The 23,244-nt window shown below is 71.7% G+C and carries 21 protein-coding genes; 15 read left to right on the top strand and 6 right to left on the bottom strand.

Annotated elements, in window-relative coordinates; translation table 11 throughout:
* Positions 1 to 67: 67 nt before the first annotated feature.
* The 3 genes from AC0680_RS25900 to AC0680_RS25890 form a co-directional block, all read right to left on the bottom strand.
* Entirely contained in the window at positions 68 to 724 is a 657-nt protein-coding gene (locus tag AC0680_RS25900) for an MBL fold metallo-hydrolase (RefSeq protein WP_478632993.1), read from the bottom strand.
* Positions 725 to 733: 9 nt separating this feature from the next.
* Positions 734 to 1,480, bottom strand: a complete 747-nt coding sequence (locus tag AC0680_RS25895) for a maleylpyruvate isomerase family mycothiol-dependent enzyme (protein ID WP_478632991.1) — start codon at positions 1,478 to 1,480, stop codon at positions 734 to 736.
* A 130-nt stretch (positions 1,481 to 1,610) separates the two neighbouring features.
* Positions 1,611 to 3,167, bottom strand: a complete 1,557-nt coding sequence (locus AC0680_RS25890) for an FAD-dependent monooxygenase (RefSeq protein WP_478632989.1) — start codon at positions 3,165 to 3,167, stop codon at positions 1,611 to 1,613.
* 73 nt (positions 3,168 to 3,240) lie between these two features.
* On the opposite strand from AC0680_RS25890, the gene AC0680_RS25885 reads away from it, so the two are divergent.
* Together AC0680_RS25885 and uvrA are read left to right on the top strand one after the other, a co-directional pair.
* Positions 3,241 to 3,966: a TetR/AcrR family transcriptional regulator gene (locus tag AC0680_RS25885; RefSeq protein ID WP_478632987.1), complete on the top strand. Its 726-nt coding sequence runs from the start codon at positions 3,241 to 3,243 to the stop codon at positions 3,964 to 3,966.
* Between the two features lie 273 nt (positions 3,967 to 4,239).
* On the top strand, positions 4,240 to 7,194 hold the full coding sequence (gene uvrA, locus AC0680_RS25880; protein WP_478632984.1) for an excinuclease ABC subunit UvrA: 2,955 nt from the start codon (positions 4,240 to 4,242) through the stop codon (positions 7,192 to 7,194).
* Between the two features lie 145 nt (positions 7,195 to 7,339).
* On the opposite strand, the gene AC0680_RS25875 is transcribed toward uvrA, so the two are convergent.
* Both AC0680_RS25875 and AC0680_RS25870 read right to left on the bottom strand, forming a co-directional pair.
* The gene (locus AC0680_RS25875) at positions 7,340 to 8,299 is read right to left on the bottom strand and encodes a carbohydrate kinase family protein (RefSeq protein WP_478632982.1); all 960 of its coding nucleotides are present in this window, start codon (positions 8,297 to 8,299) and stop codon (positions 7,340 to 7,342) included.
* On the bottom strand, positions 8,296 to 9,354 hold the full coding sequence (locus AC0680_RS25870) for a LacI family DNA-binding transcriptional regulator (protein WP_478632980.1): 1,059 nt from the start codon (positions 9,352 to 9,354) through the stop codon (positions 8,296 to 8,298). The genes AC0680_RS25875 and AC0680_RS25870 overlap by 4 nt, the downstream gene beginning before the upstream one ends.
* Positions 9,355 to 9,681: 327 nt before the next feature.
* Between AC0680_RS25870 and AC0680_RS25865 the strand changes: the two genes are divergently transcribed.
* Together AC0680_RS25865 and AC0680_RS25860 are read left to right on the top strand one after the other, a co-directional pair.
* On the top strand, positions 9,682 to 9,771 hold the full coding sequence (locus tag AC0680_RS25865) for a hypothetical protein (protein WP_478632979.1): 90 nt from the start codon (positions 9,682 to 9,684) through the stop codon (positions 9,769 to 9,771).
* A gap of 133 nt (positions 9,772 to 9,904) precedes the next feature.
* A complete protein-coding gene (locus AC0680_RS25860) occupies positions 9,905 to 10,318 on the top strand; it encodes a Rieske (2Fe-2S) protein (protein WP_478632977.1) in 414 nt (137 codons plus the stop codon).
* A gap of 110 nt (positions 10,319 to 10,428) precedes the next feature.
* Here AC0680_RS25860 and AC0680_RS25855 read toward each other — a convergent pair whose 3' ends face one another.
* Positions 10,429 to 11,367, bottom strand: coding sequence for a hypothetical protein (locus AC0680_RS25855; RefSeq protein ID WP_478632974.1), 939 nt, complete (start codon positions 11,365 to 11,367; stop codon positions 10,429 to 10,431).
* A 238-nt stretch (positions 11,368 to 11,605) separates the two neighbouring features.
* Here AC0680_RS25855 and AC0680_RS25850 point away from each other — a divergent pair, with 238 nt between their 5' ends.
* From AC0680_RS25850 to AC0680_RS25800, 11 genes are all read left to right on the top strand, one after another.
* Positions 11,606 to 12,277, top strand: a complete 672-nt coding sequence (locus AC0680_RS25850; RefSeq protein WP_478632972.1) for a papain-like cysteine protease family protein — start codon at positions 11,606 to 11,608, stop codon at positions 12,275 to 12,277.
* A gap of 4 nt (positions 12,278 to 12,281) precedes the next feature.
* Positions 12,282 to 13,193: a hypothetical protein gene (locus tag AC0680_RS25845; RefSeq protein ID WP_478632971.1), complete on the top strand. Its 912-nt coding sequence runs from the start codon at positions 12,282 to 12,284 to the stop codon at positions 13,191 to 13,193.
* A 473-nt stretch (positions 13,194 to 13,666) separates the two neighbouring features.
* Positions 13,667 to 15,724 (top strand): excinuclease ABC subunit UvrC, encoded by a 2,058-nt coding sequence (uvrC, locus tag AC0680_RS25840; RefSeq protein ID WP_478632969.1) that lies wholly within the window; start codon positions 13,667 to 13,669, stop codon positions 15,722 to 15,724.
* Complete coding sequence (rapZ, locus tag AC0680_RS25835) at positions 15,721 to 16,671, top strand: RNase adapter RapZ (RefSeq protein WP_384441194.1); 951 nt, start codon at positions 15,721 to 15,723, stop codon at positions 16,669 to 16,671. The genes uvrC and rapZ overlap by 4 nt, the downstream gene beginning before the upstream one ends.
* Entirely contained in the window at positions 16,668 to 17,729 is a 1,062-nt protein-coding gene (locus AC0680_RS25830; RefSeq protein WP_478632967.1) for a gluconeogenesis factor YvcK family protein, read from the top strand. The genes rapZ and AC0680_RS25830 overlap by 4 nt, the downstream gene beginning before the upstream one ends.
* Positions 17,720 to 18,709 carry a DNA-binding protein WhiA gene (gene whiA / locus AC0680_RS25825; protein WP_018091880.1) on the top strand — a complete coding sequence of 330 codons (990 nt, stop codon included), beginning with the start codon at positions 17,720 to 17,722 and terminating at the stop codon, positions 18,707 to 18,709. Before AC0680_RS25830 ends, whiA begins: the two co-directional genes overlap by 10 nt.
* Positions 18,710 to 18,965: 256 nt before the next feature.
* A complete protein-coding gene (gene gap / locus AC0680_RS25820) occupies positions 18,966 to 19,970 on the top strand; it encodes a type I glyceraldehyde-3-phosphate dehydrogenase (RefSeq protein ID WP_384441187.1) in 1,005 nt (334 codons plus the stop codon).
* A gap of 115 nt (positions 19,971 to 20,085) precedes the next feature.
* Positions 20,086 to 21,288 (top strand): phosphoglycerate kinase, encoded by a 1,203-nt coding sequence (locus tag AC0680_RS25815; RefSeq protein WP_478632964.1) that lies wholly within the window; start codon positions 20,086 to 20,088, stop codon positions 21,286 to 21,288.
* Between the two features lie 6 nt (positions 21,289 to 21,294).
* On the top strand, positions 21,295 to 22,071 hold the full coding sequence (tpiA, locus tag AC0680_RS25810) for a triose-phosphate isomerase (protein WP_478632962.1): 777 nt from the start codon (positions 21,295 to 21,297) through the stop codon (positions 22,069 to 22,071).
* Between the two features lie 304 nt (positions 22,072 to 22,375).
* Entirely contained in the window at positions 22,376 to 22,612 is a 237-nt protein-coding gene (gene secG, locus AC0680_RS25805) for a preprotein translocase subunit SecG (protein WP_384441178.1), read from the top strand.
* A 154-nt stretch (positions 22,613 to 22,766) separates the two neighbouring features.
* Positions 22,767 to 23,102 (top strand): RNA polymerase-binding protein RbpA, encoded by a 336-nt coding sequence (locus tag AC0680_RS25800; RefSeq protein ID WP_016578660.1) that lies wholly within the window; start codon positions 22,767 to 22,769, stop codon positions 23,100 to 23,102.
* The last annotated feature ends 142 nt before the right edge of the window (positions 23,103 to 23,244 follow it).

The raw sequence follows: 23,244 nt of genomic DNA, 5'->3' as shown, positions 1-23,244 counted from the left end.
GCCGGGCACCGTCACTGCCAGGGCCTGTCCGACGGGTCCGGGTCGGACAGGCCCCAGGGGGCCTTCGCTACCAGCCCCGCTTGCGCCACTCCGCCAGATGCGGACGCTCCGCACCGAGCGTGGTGTCGTTGCCGTGCCCCGGATAGACCCAGGTCTCGTCGGGGAGTTCGCCGAAGAGCTTGCTCTCCACGCCGTCGATCAGGCTGGCGAAGTGCTCGGGATTGCCCCAGGTGTTGCCGACGCCGCCGGGGAACAGACAGTCCCCGGTGAACAGATGGGGGGCGCCGTGCGGATCGTCGTAGACCAGCGCGATGCTGCCGGGGGTGTGGCCGACCAGATGGCGTGCGGTCAGCGTGACGCGTCCGACCGTGATCGTGTCGCCGTCGTCGACCAGGACGTCCGTGGGCACGGGGATGCCCTCGGCGTCGTGGCGGCCCGCATAGGTGCGCGCGCCCGTCGCGTCGACCACCTCGCGCAGCGCGCCCCAATGGTCGCCGTGCCGGTGCGTGGTGACGACGGACGCGATGCCGCTGTCGCCGATCAGCGCGAGAAGCGTGTGCGGATCGGCGGCCGCGTCGATCAGCAGCTGCTCATCGGTCGCACGGCACCGCAGCACATAGGCGTTGTTGTCCATCCGGCCGACCGCGACCTTCGAGATCATCAGGTCGGACAGTTCGTGCACGTCGGCCGCTCCGCCGACCTTCACTGCTCCGCTGTAGCCCATGAGTCCACTCTAGAGCCGGGGTACGACAGGCAGGGCGGAGCCGTGGCTGTCGAGCGCGGAGCCGTCACCGCGTCCGGTGAGCCAGCCGACCAGCGCCGTCGCGGAGCCCGAGACCACCACGGGCGCGGCCCCGGCGCCCGGGGTGGCCGCCGCCGCGCGGCCGGTGCGCAGGCGGCGGCCGCCGTCCGTGCGCAGCTCCAGTGGCGGCAGATCCGGGTGGCCGGCGAATTTGATCGTGGCGAGGAAGGCGAGATAGCTGTCGACGAAGCCGGGCGAGAGCTGGTCGAGGGTGTGGCCGACGCCGAGATCCAGGTGGTGCAGCTCCAGCTCGGCGAGCCGGCGCAGCGGCAGCCGGTCGGCCCGCTCGACGACGCCGTTGCGCATCTCGACCTCGTAGGCCCGGCGCTCCTGCGGCAGCGCGTCCGCGGCGGCGTCGAACCGCTCGGCGCTCTCCTTGAGGTCCTCCAGATGCGCCGCCAGCGGGCGGTCGGCGTCCCGCTCGATGTCGGCGTCCCGGTCCTCGGCGCTCGCGTACATCGGCGTGGGGACCTCCGTACGCGCCCAGGTGAGGAGGTTGACCAGCGCGTCCGCGTTGCGTGCCAGATGGGCCAGGACATGGCCGCGGGTCCAGCCGGGGAGCAGCGACGGCTCGCCGATCGCCGTGTCGTCGAGCTTGCTCACCGAGACCAGCAGCCGTTCGGTGGCCTCGTGAACGGCGGCCACGTCGTGCGGGAAGTCAGGCGGGGTGACGGTCATGGTCCGACGCTAGCGCCACGAAGGCGAGTTCGGGAGTCGTCCGGCGCCGTTCGGGGCGTACGCGGGCGGGGCGGGCGGCGCGCGGTGGCCCGGAGGCCGACGGGGCGCCGCCCGCGGTGTCTCCTGGCGGTCAGGCCGCGGCGTCGGGCGCCCCGAACCACCGGCGGAGGGCGGCGTCCAGATCCTCCGGCGCGGCGGCCGACCCCGGGGCGTCGGCCGCCCAAGCGGTGCAGCCGTCCGGCCGTACCAGGAGGCCGGCCAGGTCGGGCCGCCCGGGGCAGGCGGCGGTCAGCAGCCGCACCCGGGAGCCGTACCCGGCGGCGCGCCGGCGCAGCCCGTCGTCGTCGGCGAGGTCGAGCAACAGCCCCTGGCCGCCGCGCAGATGGTCCGCGAGCCGGCTGCCGTCGGACAGCTCCAGGTCGGGGGCGCTGCGGCCGGTCAGCGGATGGTCGCCCGGCAGGTCGTAGCGCTGCTGGACACCGGAGATCTTCTTGGCGAAGAAGGTGGTGGCGGCGACGGTCCCGGTCAGCTCGGTGAGCACCGTGCGCAGTGCCCGGGCGTGCGACTCCGGTCGCATCAGCGCCACTTGGGCCCGGGTCCACTCCAGCACCCATGCGCCTATCGGGTGCCGCTCGGCGGTGTAGGTGTCGAGCAGCCCCTCCGGTGCCCAGCCGTGCACCGTCGCGGCCAGCTTCCAGCCCAGGTTCATCGCGTCGCCGATGCCGAGGTTCAGCCCCTGGCCGCCGAAGGGGGAGTGCACATGCGCCGCGTCACCGGCCAGCAGCACCCGCCCCGCCCGGTAGTCGGGCACCTGGCGGGCGTTGTCCGTGAAGCGGGTCGCCGAGAGCACCTTGTGGATCTCGACGTCCTGGACACCGGAGACGTTCCGCAGGGACGCCTGCAACTCCGCGGCGGTGACGGGCGCTTCGCGGTCCGCGGGCGGCCCGTCGAACTCCACGGTGAGGATCCGGCCGGGCATCGGGCCGTGTGCGTAGGTGCCGGTCCCGGTCCAGTTCCAGCCGGCGCCCAGCTTCTCGGACCCGGACATCTCCACGATGGCCTGATGGCCGGTGATCTCGGGGTCCGTCCCCGGGAACGGGAAGCCGGCGAGCCGGCGGACCGTACTGCGCCCGCCGTCGCACCCCACCAGCCATCCGGTCCGCAGCGACCCGTGGGAGGTGTGGACGCGGACGCCGTCGTCGTCGGCGTCGAAACCGGTCAGCGTCACCCCGCGGCGCAGGTCGACGCCCAGTTCGGCGGCGCGGTCGGCGAGCAGCCGTTCCAGGGCCTCCTGGGGGACGAGGCCGATCTCGGAGGCGGGGCCGGGGCCCTCGAAGTCCGGGTCGGACTCGTCCAGCAGATCGCCGCGCAGCATGATGCCGGCGAAGTGCCCGGCGAACTTCGGAGGCCGTTGCACCCCGGACGCGCCCGCGGCCTGCCGCTGCCGCAGGAACGAGCTGAACTTCTCGATGGCGGCGCGCTGCACCTCGGCGAGGTCGGGCAGCATCCCGCGCCGGTAGAAGGCCTCCGCGCTGGGGGAGTTGATCGCCCCCGCCTTGATCGTCGTGTCCACCTCGGTCAGCCGCTCCAGGACGACGACCGGGACATCGGCCAGTGCCAGTTCGCAGGCGAGCATCAGCCCCACCGGGCCGCCCCCTGCCACCACTACGTCTGCGTCACGCTTCATGGAGTGAGAGTGTAGCCACTAAAAGTTTTTTGTGACTACAAAATTTCCGAAGGGGCGGCCTAGGATTCCGGGCATGGTGGATGAGCGGCGGCACGACGGCGCGGGGACGACTGACGGCGGATGGATCGCCGGCCAGGAGGCGGAGACCGGCTTCGGCGAGGAGGACGGCCGGCTGACGCTGCGCGAGCGCAAGAAGCTGCGCACCCGGCAGCGGATCTCCGGCGAGGCCACGCTGCTGTTCATCCGGCGCGGCTTCGACAACGTCACCGTCGCCGAGGTGGCCCGTGCCGCCGAGGTGTCCACGATGACCGTCTTCAACTACTTCCCGCGGAAGGAAGATCTCTTCCTCGACCGGATTCCCGAGGGGCTGGAGCTGCTCACCCGCGCCGTCCGGGAGCGCGGCGCGGGCGAGACGCCGCTGGCCGCGCTGCGCCGGCTGACGTCCGAGCTGCTGGAGCAGCGCCACCCGCTGGGTGGGGTGGGGGAGGGGTTCGAGCACTTCTGGCGTACGGTGCTGGACTCGCCGGCGCTGCGCGCGCGGGGCCGTGAGGCGGTCGAGGAGCTGGAGGACACGCTCGCCGGGCTGCTCGCCGAGGCCGCGGGCGGTGACGCCGGGCGACCGGGTCATGACTCCCGGCTGGCCGCGGCGCTGATCGTCGCGGGGGTCCGGGTGGCGTACGCCGAGGCCGCCGGCCGGCAGCTGCGGGGTGACCCGGCGGACGAGGTGGCCGTTGAGCAGGTCGAGGTGCTGCGGCGGACGTTCGATGCGCTGGAGCGGGCGCTGCCCGGGAACGCCTGAACCGTCGGGGGTGGCGGGTTTCCGCAGCGTACGGGCGTGTGGCGGGGCGGGAAGGATGTGGGGTCGCCACACGTTTGGGTGAAGAGGGCGTACGAGCCCCGTAAATCGAATGCGCGTGCTATAGGCTCGTGTGTGGCATCCCAAAGACAGTGCCGTGGCGGGCCCCATACCCTGGGGCGGGGCTCCGCTCCGCTTCGCCGCCTCTGCTCATTCACCGAGCGGCGGACGCAGAGCCACGGCTCCCGCCCCCCTCCAAGAAAGGTGCCGACCGGCGTGGCCGACCGTCTCATCGTCCGTGGCGCTCGCGAGCACAATCTCAAGAACGTCTCGCTCGACCTCCCCCGCGATTCCCTCATCGTCTTCACGGGGCTGTCCGGGTCGGGCAAGTCCTCGCTCGCCTTCGACACGATCTTCGCCGAGGGGCAGCGGCGCTATGTCGAGTCGCTCTCCTCCTACGCCCGGCAGTTCCTCGGGCAGATGGACAAGCCCGATGTGGACTTCATCGAGGGCCTGTCCCCCGCGGTGTCGATCGACCAGAAGTCGACCTCGCGCAACCCGCGCTCGACGGTCGGCACGATCACCGAGGTCTACGACTACCTCCGCCTGCTGTTCGCCCGCATCGGCAAGCCGCACTGCCCCGAGTGCGGGCGCCCCATCGCCCGGCAGTCGCCGCAGGCGATCGTCGACAAGGTCCTGGAGCTGCCCGAGGGCAGTCGCTTCCAGGTGCTCTCTCCCTTGGTGCGGGAGCGCAAGGGCGAGTTCGTCGATCTCTTCTCCGACCTCCAGACCAAGGGCTACAGCCGGGCGCGGGTCGACGGGGAGACCATCCAGCTCTCCGAGCCGCCCAAGCTGAAGAAGCAGGAGAAGCACACCATCGAGGTGGTCGTCGACCGCCTCACGGTCAAGGAGAGCGCCAAGCGGCGGCTGACCGACTCCGTCGAGACCGCCCTCGGGCTCTCCGGTGGCATGGTCATCCTCGACTTCGTGGATCTGGAGCCGGACGACCCGCAGCGCGAGCGGATGTATTCGGAGCATCTGTACTGCGCCTATGACGATCTGTCCTTCGAGGAGCTGGAGCCCCGCTCCTTCTCCTTCAACTCGCCCTTCGGCGCCTGCCCGGACTGCACCGGTATCGGTACGCGCATGGAGGTCGACCCCGAGCTGATCGTCCCCGACGAGGACCGCTCCCTCGACGAGGGCGCCATCCACCCCTGGTCGCACGGGCACACCAAAGACTACTTCGGCCGCCTCGTCGGCGCGCTCGCCGATGCCCTCGGCTTCCGTACGGACATCCCCTGGGCCGGGCTGCCGGCCCGCGCCAAGAAGGCCCTGCTGCACGGCCACAAGACCCAGATCGAGGTGCGCTACCGCAATCGGTACGGCCGCGAGCGGGCCTACACCACCCCCTTCGAGGGCGCCGTGCCGTTCGTCAAGCGGCGGCACTCCGAAGCGGAGAGCGACAGCAGCCGCGAGCGCTTCGAGGGCTATATGCGCGAGGTGCACTGCCCGACCTGCGAGGGCACACGGCTCAAGCCGATCGTGCTCGCCGTCACGGTCCAGGAGAAGTCGATCGCCGAGGTCGCGGCCATGTCGATCAGCGACTGCGCCGACTTCCTGCGGGACATGAAGCTCGACGCCCGCGAGAAGAAGATCGCCGAGCGGGTCCTCAAGGAGGTCAACGAGCGGCTGAAGTTCCTGGTTGACGTCGGCCTGGACTACCTCTCGCTGAACCGCGCGGCCGGCACCCTCTCCGGCGGTGAGGCCCAGCGCATCCGCCTCGCCACCCAGATCGGCTCCGGCCTGGTGGGCGTGCTCTACGTCCTGGACGAGCCGTCGATCGGTCTGCACCAGCGCGACAACCACCGGCTGATCGAAACCCTGGTGCGGCTGCGCGACATGGGCAACACCCTGATCGTCGTGGAGCACGACGAGGACACCATCAAGGTCGCCGACTGGGTCGTGGACATCGGCCCCGGTGCCGGTGAGCACGGCGGCAAGGTCGTGCACAGCGGCCCGATGAAGCAGCTGCTGGCCAACAAGGAGTCGATCACCGGGCAGTATCTGTCCGGCAAGAGAGCCATCGCGACACCGGACATCCGGCGGCCCGCCGACCCCAAGCGGCAGCTGACGGTCCACGGCGCGAAGGAGAACAACCTCCGCGACATCGACGTCTCCTTCCCGCTCGGGGTGTTCTCCGCCGTCACCGGCGTCTCCGGCTCCGGCAAGTCGACGCTGGTCAACGACATCCTCTACACCCACCTCGCGCGCGAGCTGAACGGCGCCAAGTCCGTCCCGGGCCGGCACACCCGGGTCGCCGGCGACGATCTGGTGGACAAGGTCGTGCATGTCGACCAGTCGCCGATCGGCCGCACCCCGCGGTCGAACCCGGCCACGTACACCGGTGTCTTCGACCACGTCCGCAAGCTCTTCGCGGAGACGATGGAGGCCAAGGTCCGCGGCTATCTGCCGGGGCGCTTCTCCTTCAACGTCAAGGGCGGCCGCTGCGAGAACTGCTCCGGCGACGGCACGATCAAGATCGAGATGAACTTCCTGCCGGACGTGTACGTGCCGTGCGAGGTCTGCCACGGCGCGCGCTACAACCGCGAGACGCTGGAGGTCCACTACAAGGGCAAGTCCATCGCCGAGGTGCTGGACATGCCCATCGAGGAGGCGCTGAGCTTCTTCGAGGCGGTGCCGACCATCGCCCGGCACCTCAAGACGCTCAACGAGGTCGGCCTCGGCTACGTCCGGCTCGGTCAGTCCGCGCCGACGCTCTCCGGTGGTGAGGCCCAGCGGGTCAAGCTGGCCAGCGAGCTCCAGAAGCGCTCGACGGGCAGCACGGTCTACGTCCTCGACGAGCCGACCACCGGTCTGCACTTCGACGACATCAGCAAGCTGATCAAGGTGCTGTCCGGGCTGGTCGAAAAGGGCAACACGGTGATCGTCATCGAGCACAACCTCGATGTGATCAAGACCGCGGACTGGGTCATCGACATGGGCCCCGAGGGCGGCAACGGCGGCGGAATGGTCGTCGCCGAGGGCACGCCGGAGGAGATCGCGTCGATCCCGGCCAGCCACACCGGCAAGTTCCTGCGGGAGATCCTCGGTGACCGCGTCAGCGACGCCGCGCCGGTGCCGGCGCAGGCGAAGAAGCCGGCCGCCAAGAAGACCGCGGCGAAGAAGACCACGGCCAGGAAGACGACCGCGCGGGCCGGCCGGGCCTCCTGACGCCGGGGCCGTTCCGACCGGGCCGTCACCGCTCCCGTTTCCAAGGGCGTGGTGGCGGCCCGCCGTCGTCAGCGCACCGCCGGCCGGTCCCGAGGTGCGCCACGCCGCCGGCTCCATGGCGACCGGCCGGTCCGAGGCGCTCCTGCTATGCCGCCAACTCCGTGGCGAACGGCGGCTCCGCGCCCGCGCGTGAGCAGGTGATGGCGGCCGCGCGGGCGGCGAAGCGCAGGATGTCCCGCCAGTCGTCGGCGCCCAGCGCGGCGACGGCGGCGTACGAGAGGGCGTCATGGGCGTCCAGGCGGTGCAGCAGCGCCGCATTGACCGTGTCGCCGGCGCCGATGGTGTCGACGACGGCGACCCGCTCGCCGGGCACCGTCAGCTCCCCGCCGTCCTGTGTCAGCACGGTCAGCCCGTCACCGCCACGGGTGATCACGATCGCCGCCGGCCCGGCGCCCAGCCACTCCTTGGCGGCCGCACCCACCGCATCCCAGCCCCCGCCGGTGCCCGCCCCGGCCAGCCACAGCGCGTCCTCCTCCGACAGCTTCAGCAGCGCCAGATCCGGGAGCCAGGAGCGAAAGCGGGCCCGATAGGCGTCCGGGTCGGGGATCAGACCGGGCCGGATGTTGGGGTCGAGTGCGGTGAAGACCCCACGCCGCGCCTCCCGGCGCAGCAGCGACTCATACGCGCTCGCGCCCGGTTCCAGGACCAGCGAGCAGGTGCCCAGCGACAGCGCGCGGACCGTGTCGGGCAGCGCCGGCGGCAGGGTGAAGAGCCGGTCGGCGGTGCCGTCGGCGTAGAACCCGTAGCAGGCCGACCCGTCCGGGCTGATGTCCGCCACGGCGAGGGTGGTCGGCTCACCGCCGCGCTGCACCAGCGAGGTGTCCACCCCGCCGCCGCGCAGCCCGTGCAGCAGCGCTTCGCCGAAGGCGTCGGTGGAGACCCGGGAGCAGAAGGCGGTGGGCGAGCCCAGCCGCCCCAGCGCGACGGCGGTGTTGTACGGCCCGCCGCCGCGCCGCGGCAGCAGCGTCGGCAACTGGCCTTCCAGGGAGGGGGCCTGCGAGCTGGGGACGAGGTCGATCAGCGCCTCGCCGGCGACGACGATCACGGGGTGCGGTTCCTTTCCGGTGTGGCCGGGGGTGCGGCCGGGACAGTGGCCGGGGCGGGTTCGGCGCAGCCGCACGACGTACGGTGCACGAACGCGCAGGGGAGGCGAAGGGTGCGCGGGGGACGGTCCGGTTCCTCCAGGCGCTCCAGCAGCAGCCGGACCGCCGCGGCTCCGATGTCCTTGCCGGGCTGGGCGATCGCGGTCAGCCGGGGGGTGAACAGGTCCGCCCACGAGAAGTCGTCGAAGCAGGCCAGCGCGATGTCCCGGGGCACCTCCAGGCCCAGTTCGCCGAGCGCCCGGAGCGTGCCGATCGTCATCGCGTTGTTGGCGGTGATGATCGCCGTGGGCGGCTGGGGCGCGGCGAGCAGCCGGCGGGTGGCGTCCTGGGCGCCGTCCGCCTCGGAGTTGCCGCCGGCGAGGAGTTCGGGCGCGAAGGGCAGGCCGCGGGCGCGCAGCCCCTCGCGGTAGCCCTGTACCCGCTCGGTCGTCGTGCTCAGGCCGGGCAGCCCGGCGACCAGGCCGATCCGGGTGTGCCCCAAGTCGGCCAGGTGCTCGACCAGTTGGCGCACCGGGCCGGTGCTCTCGGCACAGACCTGGTCGTGCTCGTCACCGACCAGCCGGTCCAGGAACACGGTGGGGACCCCGCGCCGGGCCAGATAGCCGACGGTCTCCGCAGGCTGCGCGGACGGCGCGACGATCATGCCGTCCACCCGCCGCTCGTGCAGCAGCTGGACGACCTTGCGCTCGTGCCGCGGTTCGTCGTGCGGATCGGCGAGCAGCAGGCTGTAGCCGGCCTCCAGCGCGCCCGCCTCGACGCCCTGGAGGATCTCGGTGAAGTACGGGTTGCTGATCGCGGAGACCGCCAGGCCGATCGAGCGGGTGCGGGAGGTCACCAGCGAGCGGGCCAGGGTGTTGTGGGTGTAGCCGAGTTCCTCGATGGCGCCGAGCACCGCGGCCCGGGTGTCCGGGCGCACCGGCCGGGTCTCGTTGAGCACATGCGAGACCGTGGCGACGGAGACCCCGGCCCGCCGCGCCACATCCACCATCGTCGTCATCCGGCTCTTTCCTCCCCGCGTGCGGGGCGCCGCGGCGGCGTCCACGGCCGTTCCTGGCACGGCCCGTCCCGCGAGTCCCCACATTACGAGTATCCGCCAGCAAACGTAAACGCTTACGCAAGCGTTTACGTGTGGGCGTCTCCTTTTGTGGGGTCCCGGACATCGCACCCCCGCACGACGTCGTGAGGAAGCGCCTTCACGCGCGCTCTCGTCGTCACCGCACCGGGCAATCCGTGCAGCATCGCGGTCACCGAACTGCCCGACCCCAGCCCGGAGCCCGACGAGGTGGTCGTGCGCGGCTCGTCCTGCGGGCTGTGCGGTACCGACATGCACCTGCTCGGAGGCGAGCTGCCCGCCGCGGCCTACCCGCTGATCCCCGGCCACGAGCTGACCGGCGAGATCGTGGCCGTGGGGTGAGGCGGTGGCGCACCGGGCGGTCGGCGACCGGGTCGCGGTCGACCCCAATGGGCAGGGCGGACCGCCGCGGAGGCGAGCGGACCGCCCCGGTATCGTCGAAGGCCGGCGCCGCCCACTGATCAGGAGCTACGACATGACCGCGTCCCCCGACCGCCGGACCGTGCTGCGCGGGGTCGCGCTCGTGGGCGCCGCGTGCTTCGGTGCCGCCGCCTGCGCTTCGGGGGAGCAGAAGTCCGGCACCCGCCCGGCCTCGGACGCGCCGGTCGAGCTGGGCCCGGCCTCGGAGGTGCCGGTCGGCGGCGCCAAGCTCTACGGCGACCAGCGGTTGCTGGTCTCGCAGCCCGCCAAGGGCGAGTTCAAGTGCTTCAGCACCGTGTGCACGCACATGGGCGCGATCCTGAACAAGATCGAGAAGGAGCAGGGCGTCTGCCCGCTGCACGGCAGCCGCTTCCAGGTGACCACCGGCGAGGTCGCCCAGGGACCGGCGACCCGCCCGCTCGAAGAGGTCCCGGTCCGGGTCAAGGGCGGCAAGCTGATCGCGGGCTGAGGCGGCCGAGCGCCGCCTGCTCCCCACCTCTCATCCCACCCGATACCGCTCCTTGTCCCCCATCCCACCCGATGCTGCTCCCTATCCCCAATCCCACCCGATGCTGCTCCCTATCCCCAATCCCACCCGATACCGAGTATTCCGGGCCGCACCCCCTGCTCCACGAGGTGCACGGCGTGGTGCCGGCCGCTGAGCGTCAGCTCCTGCAGGGCGCTGCGCGGGGCGGCCGCCGAGGCCTGGGTGAAGCGGCGGCAGCGCACCGGCAGCGCCGCCTCGTCGAAGCGCACCTGAAGGACGTACTGACCGCCGGCGAAGCTGAAGCCGCGCAGGTACTCGGTGCTCGGCCCGCCGCTGCCGTCCTCGAAGGCGTAGCCGAAGACATGGGTGTCACCGGCCCGCAGCCGGGTGTCGAAGAGCAGCTCGGCGACCACCACCCCGGCCGTGTCGTCCCCCCGCACCCGGCCCAGCCGGCAGTTCTCCCCGGGGCGCACCCGCACCCGGGCCGGCTCGCAGCCCGACTCGCCCCGATGAATGGCGATATAGCGGTCCACGCCGTCCCGGTGGGCGCGCACCACCTGCAGTGACTCCCGCTCGATCAGCTGGCGTTCGGGCCCGATGCGAACCCGCTCGTGATGCCCCACGGTGTGCAGCCCGCCGTCCGCGGGGGTCTCCAGCTCGGCGAAGAGCCGCTGCAGCGCGTCGGCGGGCACCACCAGCGAGCGGTACGAGCGGGCGGCCGGCCGCTCGGCCTCCGGGCGGTGTCCGCCCTCCGGGACCAGCAGCCGGTGCAGCGAGTACGCGGGCAGGTCGAGGACCTCCTCCAGGGCGCGCACCGCCCGCAGCGATTCGGGGCGCTGCGGGCGCCGGGCGCCCTGCTGCCAGTAGCTCAGACTGGTCACCCCGATGGTGATGCCGCGCTGGGCGAGCTTGTGCTGGACGCGGGTGAGGGCCAGCCCCCGGGCGGTGAGCGCGGAGCGCAGTGCGAGATGGAAGGGGCCGGTCCGCAGCAGCTGCGCCAGCTCCGCCGACTGGGGGGTGTCCTGTGCCATTGCCTCAATCCTCCGGCGCGCAGGTGAACGTTCACAACCGGATCGCGCGCCGCGTGCTCTTCCTGCCTGTTCACTGCAGTACGCCGGGCATCGGCCGTTCACATCCGGGCCCGTCCGTCCACACCCCCATGTCACCTCGCATTGAAGCGTGTTGACCTGCCTGCGACAACACCCGATGCTCCTCGCAAGCATCCGGATGCGCTCCTCTCCCCCTCACCCCCCAGTCGGGAGGAACGCCATGACCCGTGCACCCCACGCACGCAGTCCCCACCGCAGATGGCTGTCGGCCGCGGCGCTCACGGCCGCCGTACTGACCGCTCTCCCCGGGGCCACCGCCACAGCGGCCACGCCCCTCGCGCCCCCGGCGCACACCGTCACCGCACCGCACAGCACCGCTTCCACCACTTCCCCGCACGCCGCCGCACCGCGCGCCGCCAACCGCCTCAACATCTCCATGCAGGCCCAGCAGAAGTCCAACTGGTGCTGGGCGGCGTCCGGCAACACCATCGCGACCTGGTACGGCAGGAACTACAGCCAGAACGAGTTCTGCAACGCCGCGTTCAACCGCCAGCAGGGCACCACATGCCCCAACAACCAGGCGACCCTCGGCAATGTGCAGACCGCACTGGACTGGATGGGCATCAACTCCGGCTCCTACGTGTCGGGGTGGCTCCGCTACGGCACCGTCCAGAGCGAGATCAACGCCAACCGGCCCATAGAGACCCGCATCCAGTGGTCGTCCGGCGGCGGCCATATGCACGTCATCTACGGCTACGACACCGACCGCAACTGGGTCTACTGGGGCGACCCATGGGGCTCCAACGACCGCTACAACTGGGGCGACTTCGACTACTACGTGGACGGCAGCTCCTTCTCCTGGACCCACTCCCTCTACCGAATAGGAGCCTGAGGCCATGACGCAGCGCACCGCCGTCCGCGCCGTCGCCACCGGCGCCCTCGCCACCGCCCTCATCGGCCTCGCCCCGCACGCCGCGCTCGCCGCCCCCGTGCCCGGGCCCCAGGCGCCGGCCCGGGCGAGCGTCGCCGCCGCCCGCCAAGCGGCCACCTCCGCAGCGACCCTGGACACCCTCGCCCGCTTCTTCGCCGCCGAAGGCAAGCGCGGGGGCGGCCGCGCGGCCGCCCCCGGCACCCCACAGGCCGCCCCGCACTTCGAGGGCGCCACCGTGCCCGTCTACGTCCTGTCACCGGACTTCGTCCGAGGCAGGGGCAAGGCCCCCGTCGCCCGCCTGGAATTCCTCGCCAGCAAGGCCGTCGCCGCCGACGGCCGCACCGCCTCGGTGTGGACCGTGCGCCAGGGCGGCGCCTGGAAGGTCGTCAACATCGCCAGCGGCGACGACGAGGCCCGCTACACGGCGGCCGGGGCCGCCCGGGACAGCGCCGGCACGGTCTTCCACGAGCCGCAGATCGACGCCTGGTACCTGCAGCGCGGCGACCGTGTCGAGCCGCTGGACGCGGACGCCCGTAAGGCCGTCGGCGCGGCCGGCACCACCGTGGCGGCGTACCAGAAGCGGGTGGCCAAGGCGTACGGGGACAAGCTCCCGGGCTCCGCGTACGACAAGCGGGGCGAGGCCGGCGGCTACGGCGAGGCAGCCCGCGAGGCCGGGGCGCCCGCGGCCGGGGCGCCCCTCGCGAAGAAGCCCGCGGACAGGGGGCACGCGGCCGCTGCCCGGCAGCCCGCCGAGGCGGGCGCGCTCACGGGCGACGCCCTGCCGGTGACTGCCGCGACGACGGTGGGGGCCCTCGCCGCCGCGCTCGCCCTGGGACTGTCCGCCACGGCGGCGCTGCGCAGGCGGCGCGGCGCCTGACCCGGCCCGCCCGGCCCGCCCGCCCGGTCGGTTTCGCCGGCCGGGCGCGGCGAGTGACACGTCGGCTCCGGTGCGGCCGCCGGCGTGGCTCGTGCCCCGCCCCCTCCCCCCTCCCCCATAGGGGAGGGGGCGGGGGAGGGTTCGGGGGTGGGGGAGGCAGTGACCAGGGCTCGACTCCGCCCTCCACCACGGCAGGGCCCCGCCCCCTGCCAAGGCCGGGCCCCGCCCCTGCCAAGGCCGGACTCCGCTGCCTGCCACGGCCATTGACGCCGCCCTCCGCTCCACTTCCCCCGGCCCCGCCGCGCCCCACGCCCCGCCCGGACCCTCCCGCCCTGCCCCGCCCCGGCAGCCGTCCACTCCATGCCGCAGCTCCCGCACACCGCACCCCGCAGCGCCGTCCCCTCGCTGCCCGGGAGCGAACGGGAGCGATCCGGAAACCGTGATTGTCGGTGGCGGTCAGTAGGGTGGTGTTCATGGCAGACCCCAGCAGCTACCGACCCAAGCCGGGACAGATCCCCGACTCGCCGGGGGTCTATAAATTCCGCGACGAGCACGGCCGGGTCATCTACGTGGGCAAGGCCAAGAGCCTGCGCCAGCGCCTGGCCAACTACTTCCAGGACCTGGCCGGCCTCCACCCGCGTACGCGCACGATGGTGACCACCGCCGCCTCCGTGGAGTGGACCGTGGTCTCCACCGAGGTCGAGGCGCTCCAGCTCGAATACAGCTGGATCAAGGAGTTCGACCCCCGCTTCAACGTCAAGTACCGCGACGACAAGAGCTATCCGTACCTCGCGGTGACGCTCAACGAGGAGTTCCCGCGCGCCCAGGTCATGCGCGGCGCCAAGAAGAAGGGCGTGCGCTACTTCGGCCCGTACGCCCATGCCTGGGCCATCCGCGAGACCGTCGACCTGATGCTCCGCGTCTTCCCGGTGCGCACGTGCTCCGCCGGTGTCTTCAAGCGCTCCGCGCAGATCGGCCGCCCCTGCCTGCTCGGCTACATCGGCAAGTGCTCGGCCCCCTGCGTCGGCCGGGTCTCCGCCGAGGAGCACCGCGAACTGGCCGAGGAGTTCTGCGACTTCATGGCGGGCCGTACGGGCGCGTACATCCGCCGGCTGGAGAAGCAGATGCAGGACGCCGCCGAGGAGATGGAGTACGAACGCGCCGCCCGGCTGCGGGACGACATAGGCGCGCTCAAGCGGGCCATGGAGAAGAGCGCCGTGGTGCTCGCCGACGCCACCGACGCCGATCTGATCGCCGTCGCCGAGGACGAGCTGGAAGCCGCCGTCCAGATCTTCCACGTCCGCGGCGGCCGGGTGCGCGGACAGCGCGGCTGGGTCACCGACAAGGTCGAGGCCGTCACCACCGGTGACCTCGTCGAGCACGCCCTCCAGCAGCTCTACGGCGAGGAGCGGGGCGACGCCGTCCCCAAGGAGGTCCTGGTACCGGCGCTCCCCGAGCCCGTCGAGCCGGTCGCGCAGTGGCTCTCCCAGCGCCGCGGCTCCCAGGTCTCGCTGCGCATCCCGCAGCGCGGCGACAAGAAGGACCTGATGGCGACGGTCGGCCGCAACGCCCAGCAGGCGCTGGCCCTGCACAAGACCAAGCGGGCCTCCGACCTGACCACCCGCTCCCGGGCCCTGGAGGAGATCGCCGAGGCGCTCGGGCTGGATTCGGTGCCGCTGCGCATCGAGTGCTTCGACATCTCCCACCTCCAGGGCGACGACGTCGTCGCCTCGATGGTGGTGTTCGAGGACGGTCTCGCCCGGAAGAGCGAATACCGCCGCTTCCAGATCAAGGGATTCCAGGGCCAGGACGATGTCCGGTCCATGCACGAGGTCGTCGGCCGCCGCTTCAAGCGCTACCTCCAGGAGAAGCAGAAGTCGGGGGAGTGGACGGAGGAGCCGGACGGCGACGCCCCGGTGGAGGGCGACGGCCCAGTGGAGCCGGACCGCGCCGCCGGCGGCCCCGTCGACGACGACGGCCGCCCCAAGCGGTTCGCCTACCCTCCCCAGCTCGTGGTCGTCGACGGCGGCGCCCCGCAGGTCGCGGCCGCCCGCCGGGCCCTGGACGAGCTCGGGGTCGACGATGTCGCCGTCTGCGGCCTGGCCAAGCGCCTGGAGGAGGTCTGGCTGCCCGAGGACGACGACCCGGTCGTGCTGCCCCGCAGCAGCGAGGGCCTCTACCTCCTCCAGCGCGTCCGCGACGAGGCGCACCGCTTCGCCATCACCTACCAGCGCAGCAAGCGCACCAAGCGGCTGAAGTCCTCGCCGCTCGACACCGTCGCGGGCCTGGGCGACACCCGCCGCCAGGCACTCCTCAAGCACTTCGGTTCGCTGAAGAGGCTGCGGGCCGCGACGATCGACGAGATCTGCGAGGTCCCGGGCGTCGGGCGCAAGACCGCGGAGACGGTCGCCGCGGCGCTGGCCGGGGCGGCACCGCCCGCCCCCGCGGTGAACACCGCCACAGGAGAGATCATTGAGGATGACGGGGTCCCACCGGCCGCGTTGTCGGCAGAACGGGGGCAGGAACGATGAGCACACCGCACGAAGAGCAAACCGAGAGAGACGGTGCACAGGTGAGTACGGGCACGGTCGGCGAGTCCGACCAGGGAGAGAGCGCCGCGATCCCCGAGTTGGTGATCATCTCCGGGATGTCCGGCGCCGGCCGCAGCACGGCAGCGAAGTGCCTGGAGGACCTGGGCTGGTTCGTCGTCGACAACATCCCGCCCGAGCTGATCGCGCCGATGGTGGAGCTGGGCGCCCGCTCGCAGGGCAACGTCGCCCGCATCGCGGTCGTCGTCGACGTCCGCGGCCGCCGCTTCTTCGCCAACCTCAAGGAGTCGCTGGCCACCCTCGACGCGCAGAACGTCAAGCGCCGCATCGTCTTCCTGGAGTCCTCCGACGAGGCCCTGGTGCGCCGCTTCGAGTCGGTGCGCCGACCGCACCCCCTCCAGGGCGACGGCCGGATCGTCGACGGCATCGCCGCCGAGCGCGATCTGCTGCGCGAGCTGCGCGGCGACGCCGACCTGGTCATCGACACCTCCAGCCTCAACGTCCATGAGCTGCGCGCCAAGATGGACGCCCAGTTCGCCGGCGAAGAGGTCCCCGAGCTGCGCGCCACGGTGATGTCCTTCGGCTTCAAGTACGGCCTGCCGGTCGACGCCGACATGGTCATCGACTGCCGTTTCATCCCCAACCCGCACTGGGTCCCCGAGCTGCGCCCCTTCACCGGCCTGAACGACGAGGTCTCCGACTACGTCTTCGGCCAGCCCGGCTCCAAGGAGTTCCTGGACGGCTACGCCGAGCTGCTGCGGATCGTCGCCGAGGGCTACCGCCGGGAGGGCAAGCGCTATGTGACCATCGCCGTGGGCTGTACGGGCGGCAAGCACCGCAGCGTCGCGATGTCCGAGAAGCTGGCCCGCCGCCTGGTCTCCGAAGGGGTGGAAACCGTCGTCGTCCACCGGGACATGGGGCGCGAGTGAGCGGGCGCACACCACGGCTTCGCAGGGTCCGCAGATTCGTCCCCAGCGTCCGTACGACGAAGGGCGCCACCCCCAAGGTGGTGGCGCTCGGCGGCGGCATGGGCCTGTCCGCCTCGCTGGCCGCGCTGCGCCGCATCACGGGTGATCTGACGGCCGTGGTCACGGTCGCCGACGACGGCGGCTCCAGCGGCCGGCTCCGCGACGAGCTGGGCGTGCTGCCGCCGGGCGATCTGCGCAAGGCGCTGGCCGCCCTGTGCGGCGACGACGACTGGGGCCAGACCTGGGCCCGGGTCATCCAGCACCGCTTCCAGAGCGAGGGCGAGCTGCACGACCACGCCGTCGGCAATCTGCTGATCGTCGCCCTGTGGGAGCAGCTCGGCGACCACGTCCAGGCGCTCGACCTGGTCGGCAGGCTGCTCGGCGCCCATGGCCGGGTACTGCCGATGTCGGCGGTGCCCCTGGAGCTCCAGGCCCAGGTCAGGGGCCACGACCCGGACCGCCCGGACGAGGTCTCCACGGTCCGGGGCCAGGCCACGGTGGCGCTCACCCGCGGTGAGGTGCAGTCCGTCCACGTGGTTCCCGAGGACCCGCCGGCCGTCCCCGAGGCGGTCGCCGCGGTGCGCGACGCCGACTGGGTGGTGCTCGGCCCGGGCTCGTGGTTCTCCTCGGTGATCCCCCATCTGCTGGTGCCGGAGCTGCGCGAGGCGCTTGAGGAGACCAAGGCCCGGAAGGTCCTCTCGCTCAACCTCGCGCCGCAACCCGGCGAAACCGATGGCTTCTCCCCGCAGCGTCATTTGGAGGTTTTGGCCCGACACGCCCCTAAACTCGCCTTCGACGTGGTGCTGGCCGACAGGGCCGCCGTGCCCGACATCGAAGGTCTGACGGTTGCCGCCAAGCAGCTCGTCGGCAGCGAGGTCGAGCTGGCGGCGGTCGCGGCACAAGGAGACGACGCCCGGTCGCACACCGGGGGAGCCCCCGACCGGCACGACCCGGAGCTGCTGGCAGCCGCGTACGACCGTATTTTTCGGATGCATGGAAGGATCGGCCCATGGCGATGACGGCTGCGGTGAAGGATGAGATCTCCCGGCTCCCCGTCACCCGGACCTGCTGCCGGAAGTCGGAGGTCTCGTCGATCCTGCGCTTCGCGGGGGGACTGCACCTGGTCAGCGGGCGCATTGTGATCGAGGCGGAGCTGGACACGGGCATCGCCGCGCGTCGGCTGCGCAAGGACATCCTGGAGATCTTCGGGCACAGCTCCGACCTGGTGGTGATGGCCCCCGGTGGCCTGCGGCGCGGCAGCCGCTATGTCGTACGGGTGGTGGCCGGCGGCGATCAGCTGGCTCGCCAGACCGGCCTGGTCGACGGCCGCGGCCGGCCCATCCGCGGGCTGCCACCGCAGGTGGTCTCCGGGGCGACCTGCGACGCCGAGGCGGCCTGGCGCGGTGCCTTCCTCGCCCACGGCTCGCTCACCGAGCCCGGCCGCTCCTCCTCGCTGGAGGTCACCTGCCCCGGCCCGGAGGCGGCGCTGGCGCTGGTCGGCGCCGCCCGCCGGCTGGGCATCGGGGCCAAGGCCCGTGAGGTGCGGGGGGTGGACCGCGTCGTCGTCCGTGACGGTGATGCGATCGGCGCCCTGCTGACGCGGCTCGGCGCCCACGAGTCGGTGCTGGCGTGGGAGGAGCGGCGGATGCGCCGCGAGGTCCGCGCCACCGCCAACCGCCTCGCCAACTTCGACGACGCCAACCTCCGCCGCTCGGCACGCGCCGCGGTCGCCGCGGGCGCCCGGGTCCAGCGGGCCCTGGAGATCCTCGGCGAGGAGGTCCCCGAGCACTTGGCGGCCGCCGGCCGGCTGCGCATGGAGCACAAGCAGGCCTCGCTGGAGGAGTTGGGCGCTCTCGCCGACCCGCCGTTGACGAAGGACGCCGTCGCCGGCCGGATCCGGCGCCTGCTGGCGATGGCCGACAAGCGCGCCCAGGACCTCGGCATCCCCGGCACCGAGTCCAACCTCACCGAGGAACTCGCCGAGGGGATGGTCGGCTGAACCGAGGCCGAATCCTTCGTGACACGCGCCCCCGGCGCCCGTACAGGGTGCTGGGGGCGCAGCCGTATGCGGACGGTGTTCGCGGGCGCGGACGGAACGGGCGTCAGAGGGGCTGAAGGTCGCTCACTTGAGCACCTTTGGGCGCCGATGTCAATGTCACGTACGTCTCGTTCAGGGGGTAGGGTCGGAGGCGGTCGGGGACATCCCATACAGCTCGCCGGTAACTGCGCCGGCGTACCAACGAGGAGATCGGTTCGTGACGATCCGCGTAGGCATCAACGGATTCGGCCGCATTGGTCGTAACTACTTCCGCGCGCTCCTGGAGCAGGGGGCGGACATCGAGATCGTCGGTGTCAACGACCTGACCGACAACGCCACCCTGGTCCACCTGCTGAAGTACGACAGCATTCTGGGTCGTCTCAAGCAGGACGTCAGTCACACCGACGACAGCATCACGGTCGGCAACCAGACCTTCAAGACGATGGCCGAGCGCGACCCGGCGAACCTCCCCTGGGGCGAGCTCGGCGCCGACATCGTCATCGAGTCGACCGGCATCTTCACCAAGCGCGAGGACGCCGCCAAGCACCTCGCGGCCGGTGCCAAGAAGGTCCTGATCTCCGCGCCCGCCAAGGGCGAGGACATCACGATCGTGATGGGCGTCAACCAGGACAAGTACGACGCGGCCAACCACCACGTCATCTCCAACGCCTCCTGCACCACCAACTGTGTGGCGCCGATGGCGAAGGTCCTCGACGAGAACTTCGGCATCGTCAAGGGCATGATGACCACGGTCCACGCCTACACCAACGACCAGCGCATCCTGGACTTCCCGCACAGCGACCTGCGCCGCGCCCGCGCCGCCGCGGAGAACATCATCCCGACCTCGACCGGTGCCGCCAAGGCCACCGCCCTGGTCCTCCCGCAGCTCAAGGGCAAGCTGGACGGCATCGCGATGCGCGTGCCCGTCCCCACCGGCTCGGTCACCGACCTCGTCCTGGAGCTCGACCGCGAGGTCACCAAGGACGAGATCAACACCGCCTTCCAGAAGGCCGCCGAGGGCCAGCTCAAGGGCGTCCTGGAGTACACCGAGGACCCGATCGTCTCCTCGGACATCGTCAACTGGCCGGCCTCCTGCACCTTCGACTCCCAGCTGACGATGGCTCAGGGCAAGCAGGTCAAGGTCGTCGGCTGGTACGACAACGAGTGGGGCTACTCCAACCGCCTGGTGGACCTGACCACCTTCGTCGGCGGCCAGCTCTGATCCCTGGTTCACAGCCGAGGCACCGAGATGTGAGGACGGGGCTCGTACGACGCGATGAGGCGTCGTACGGGCCCCGTTCCGTGACCGACCGACCCATGTGATGGAGTCACTCCTCATGAAGACGATCGACGACCTCCAGGTAGCGGGTAAGCGGGTCTTTGTCCGCGCCGACCTGAACGTGCCGCTGGACGGCACCACCATCACCGACGACGGCCGGATCCGCGCCGTCGCCCCGACGATCGCCAAGCTCGCCGAGCGCGGCGCCAAGGTGATCGTCGCCTCCCACCTGGGCCGTCCCAAGGGCGCCCCGGACCCGGCCTTCTCGCTGGCCCCCGCAGCCGAGCGACTGGGTGAAATCCTCGGTCAGGACGTGGCGTTCGCGACCGACACGGTCGGCGACTCCGCCCGGTCCGTGGTCGAGGGCCTGGCCGACGGCCGGGTGGCGGTGCTGGAGAACCTCCGCTTCAACGCGGGCGAGACCAGCAAGGACGACGCCGAGCGGGGCGCCTTCGCCGACCGGCTCGCCGACCTCGCGGACCTGTACGTGGGCGACGGATTCGGCGCCGTGCACCGCAAGCACGCCTCCGTCTACGACCTGCCCCGGCGCCTTCCGCACGCCGCCGGCGATCTGATCGCCACCGAGGTCGGCGTCCTGAAGAAGCTCACCGAAGACGTCAAGCGCCCCTACGTCGTCGCGCTCGGCGGCGCCAAGGTCTCCGACAAGCTCGCGGTCATCGACCAGCTGCTGGAGAAGGCCGACCGCATCCTGGTCGGCGGCGGCATGGCGTACACCTTCCTCAAGGCCAAGGGCCACGAGGTCGGTATCTCGCTGCTCCAGGAGGACCAGGTCCCGGCCTGCCTGGAGTACCTGGCGCGCGCCGAGAAGCGCGGCGTGGAGTTCGTGCTCCCCGTCGACGTGCTGGTTTCGGCCGAGTTCCCGGACCTGAAGACCAAGGCCCCGGCGAACCCCGACATCGTCGCCGCGGACGCCATCCCGGCCGACAAGGAGGGCCTGGACATCGGCCCGAAGACCCGCGAGCTCTACGCCGCGAAGCTCGCCGACGCGGGCACGGTCTTCTGGAACGGCCCGATGGGCGTCTTCGAGCACCCCGACTACGCCGGCGGCACCAAGGCCGTCGCGCAGGGCCTGCTGGACTCGCCGGCCTTCAGCGTCGTCGGCGGCGGTGACAGTGCCGCCGCGGTCCGACTGCTGGGCTTCGACGAGAATGCTTTCGGCCACATCTCGACCGGTGGCGGCGCCAGCCTCGAATACCTCGAAGGCAAGACGCTCCCCGGCCTCGCCGCTCTGGAGGACTGAACAACCGTGAGTGACCGCACCCCGCTGATGGCGGGCAACTGGAAGATGAACCTCAACCACCTCGAGGCCATCGCGCACGTCCAGAAGCTCGCCTTCGCCCTCGCCGACAAGGACTTCGACGCCGTAGAGGTCGCGGTGCTGCCGCCCTTCACCGACCTGCGCTCGGTGCAGACGCTGGTCGACGGCGACAAGCTCAAGATCAAGTACGGCGCCCAGGACCTCTCGGCGCACGACTCCGGTGCCTACACCGGTGAGATCTCCGGCCCGATGCTCGCCAAGCTCAAGTGCACGTTCGTGGCCGTCGGCCACAGCGAGCGCCGCCAGTACCACGGCGAGAACGAAGAGATCTGCAACGCCAAGGTCAAGGCCGCCTTCCGCAACGGCCTCACGCCGATCCTGTGCGTCGGGGAGGGCCTGGACATCCGCAAGGCCGGCAACCAGGTCGCGCACACCCTCGCCCAGGTCGACGGCGGTCTGAAGGACATCCCGGCCGAGCAGGCCGAGACCATCGTGATCGCCTACGAGCCGGTGTGGGCCATCGGCACCGGCGAGGTCGCCACCCCCGAGGACGCGCAGGAGGTCTGCGGTGCGATCCGCGGCCGCCTCGCCGAGCTCTACAGCCAGGAGCTGGCCGACAAGGTCCGCATCCAGTACGGCGGCTCGGTCAAGTCCGGCAACGTCGCCGCGATCATGGCGCAGCCGGACGTGGACGGCGCGCTGATCGGCGGCGCGGCCCTCGACGCGGATGAATTCGTGAAGATCGTCCGCTTCCGCGACCAGTAGCAGCTATGACGAGGGCGAGCCCTCGTCGTACCCTGTCGGGGGGGGGGGGGGGGGGGGGGGGGGGGGGGGGGGGGGGGGAGGGGGGTTGGCGGGGGGGGGGGGGGGGGGCGTGGGGGGGGGGGGGGGGCGGGTGGTGCAAAAAGCGGGAGGAGGCGAGGGGAGAGCGGGCTCTTCTTGGCCCTTGGGGGGGGGAGGAACGGGACCACCCCCCCCTCCCCGCCCCCGCACCATTTGTTTCACGGGTCTCGATCCAGACGTCTTGATCCGTATGTCCGTCCGTCAGTCCTAGAGAGTTGGTCCAGCCGTGGTCATCGGGTTCTCGATCGCCCTCATCGTCTTCAGCCTGCTGATGATGATGCTGGTGCTCATGCACAAGGGGAAGGGCGGCGGCCTGTCCGACATGTTCGGTGGCGGCATGCAGTCCTCCGTCGGCGGCTCCTCGGTCGCCGAGCGCAACCTGGACCGCATCACCATCGTGGTCGGTCTGCTGTGGTTCGCCTGCATTGTCGTCCTCGGTGTCCTGATGAAGCTCGGGAGCTGACATACCGTCGGAGGCGCGCCCTATCATGAGGGCGGCGTCCTAGGACGGGTAACTCCAGTCACTGGACGCGCGTTGGGCCTTACGTAGACTGGGGCGTTCCGCAGCGCAGCTGCTGTGAAGGCGTGGCAGCACCATTACGCAGGGAGTTACGACCGTGGCAAGTGGCAACGCGATCCGAGGAAGTCGGGTCGGGGCGGGGCCGATGGGGGAGGCCGAGCGCGGCGAGTCCGCGCCGCGCATCCGCATCTCCTTCTGGTGCTCCAACGGGCACGAGACGCAGCCCAGCTTCGCCGGCGATGCGCAGGTTCCGGACACCTGGGACTGCCCGCGCTGTGGTTTCCCGGCCGGCAAGGACCGGGACAGCCCGCCGGACCCGCCGCGCACCGAGCCCTACAAGACCCACCTCGCCTACGTCCGCGAGCGCCGCAGCGACGCCGACGGCGAGGCGATCCTCGCGGAGGCGCTCGCCAAGCTCCGCGGCGAGATCTGACGGGACCCGTACGCACACGGCCGGCCCGGGGGGGGGGGGGGGGGGGGCGGGGGGGGGGGGTGGGGGGGTTGTGTGCCCGGGCCCTCATTGCGTCCTGGGTCGTCGCCCCGCCCTTTTGTGTTGCCCTCCGATACGCCCCCGG

The sequence above is a fragment of the Streptomyces sp. NPDC043738 genome (genome assembly GCF_056436545.1).
The sequence above is the reverse complement of the archived record's forward strand: the minus strand, read 5'-3'. Positions and strand labels throughout refer to the sequence as shown.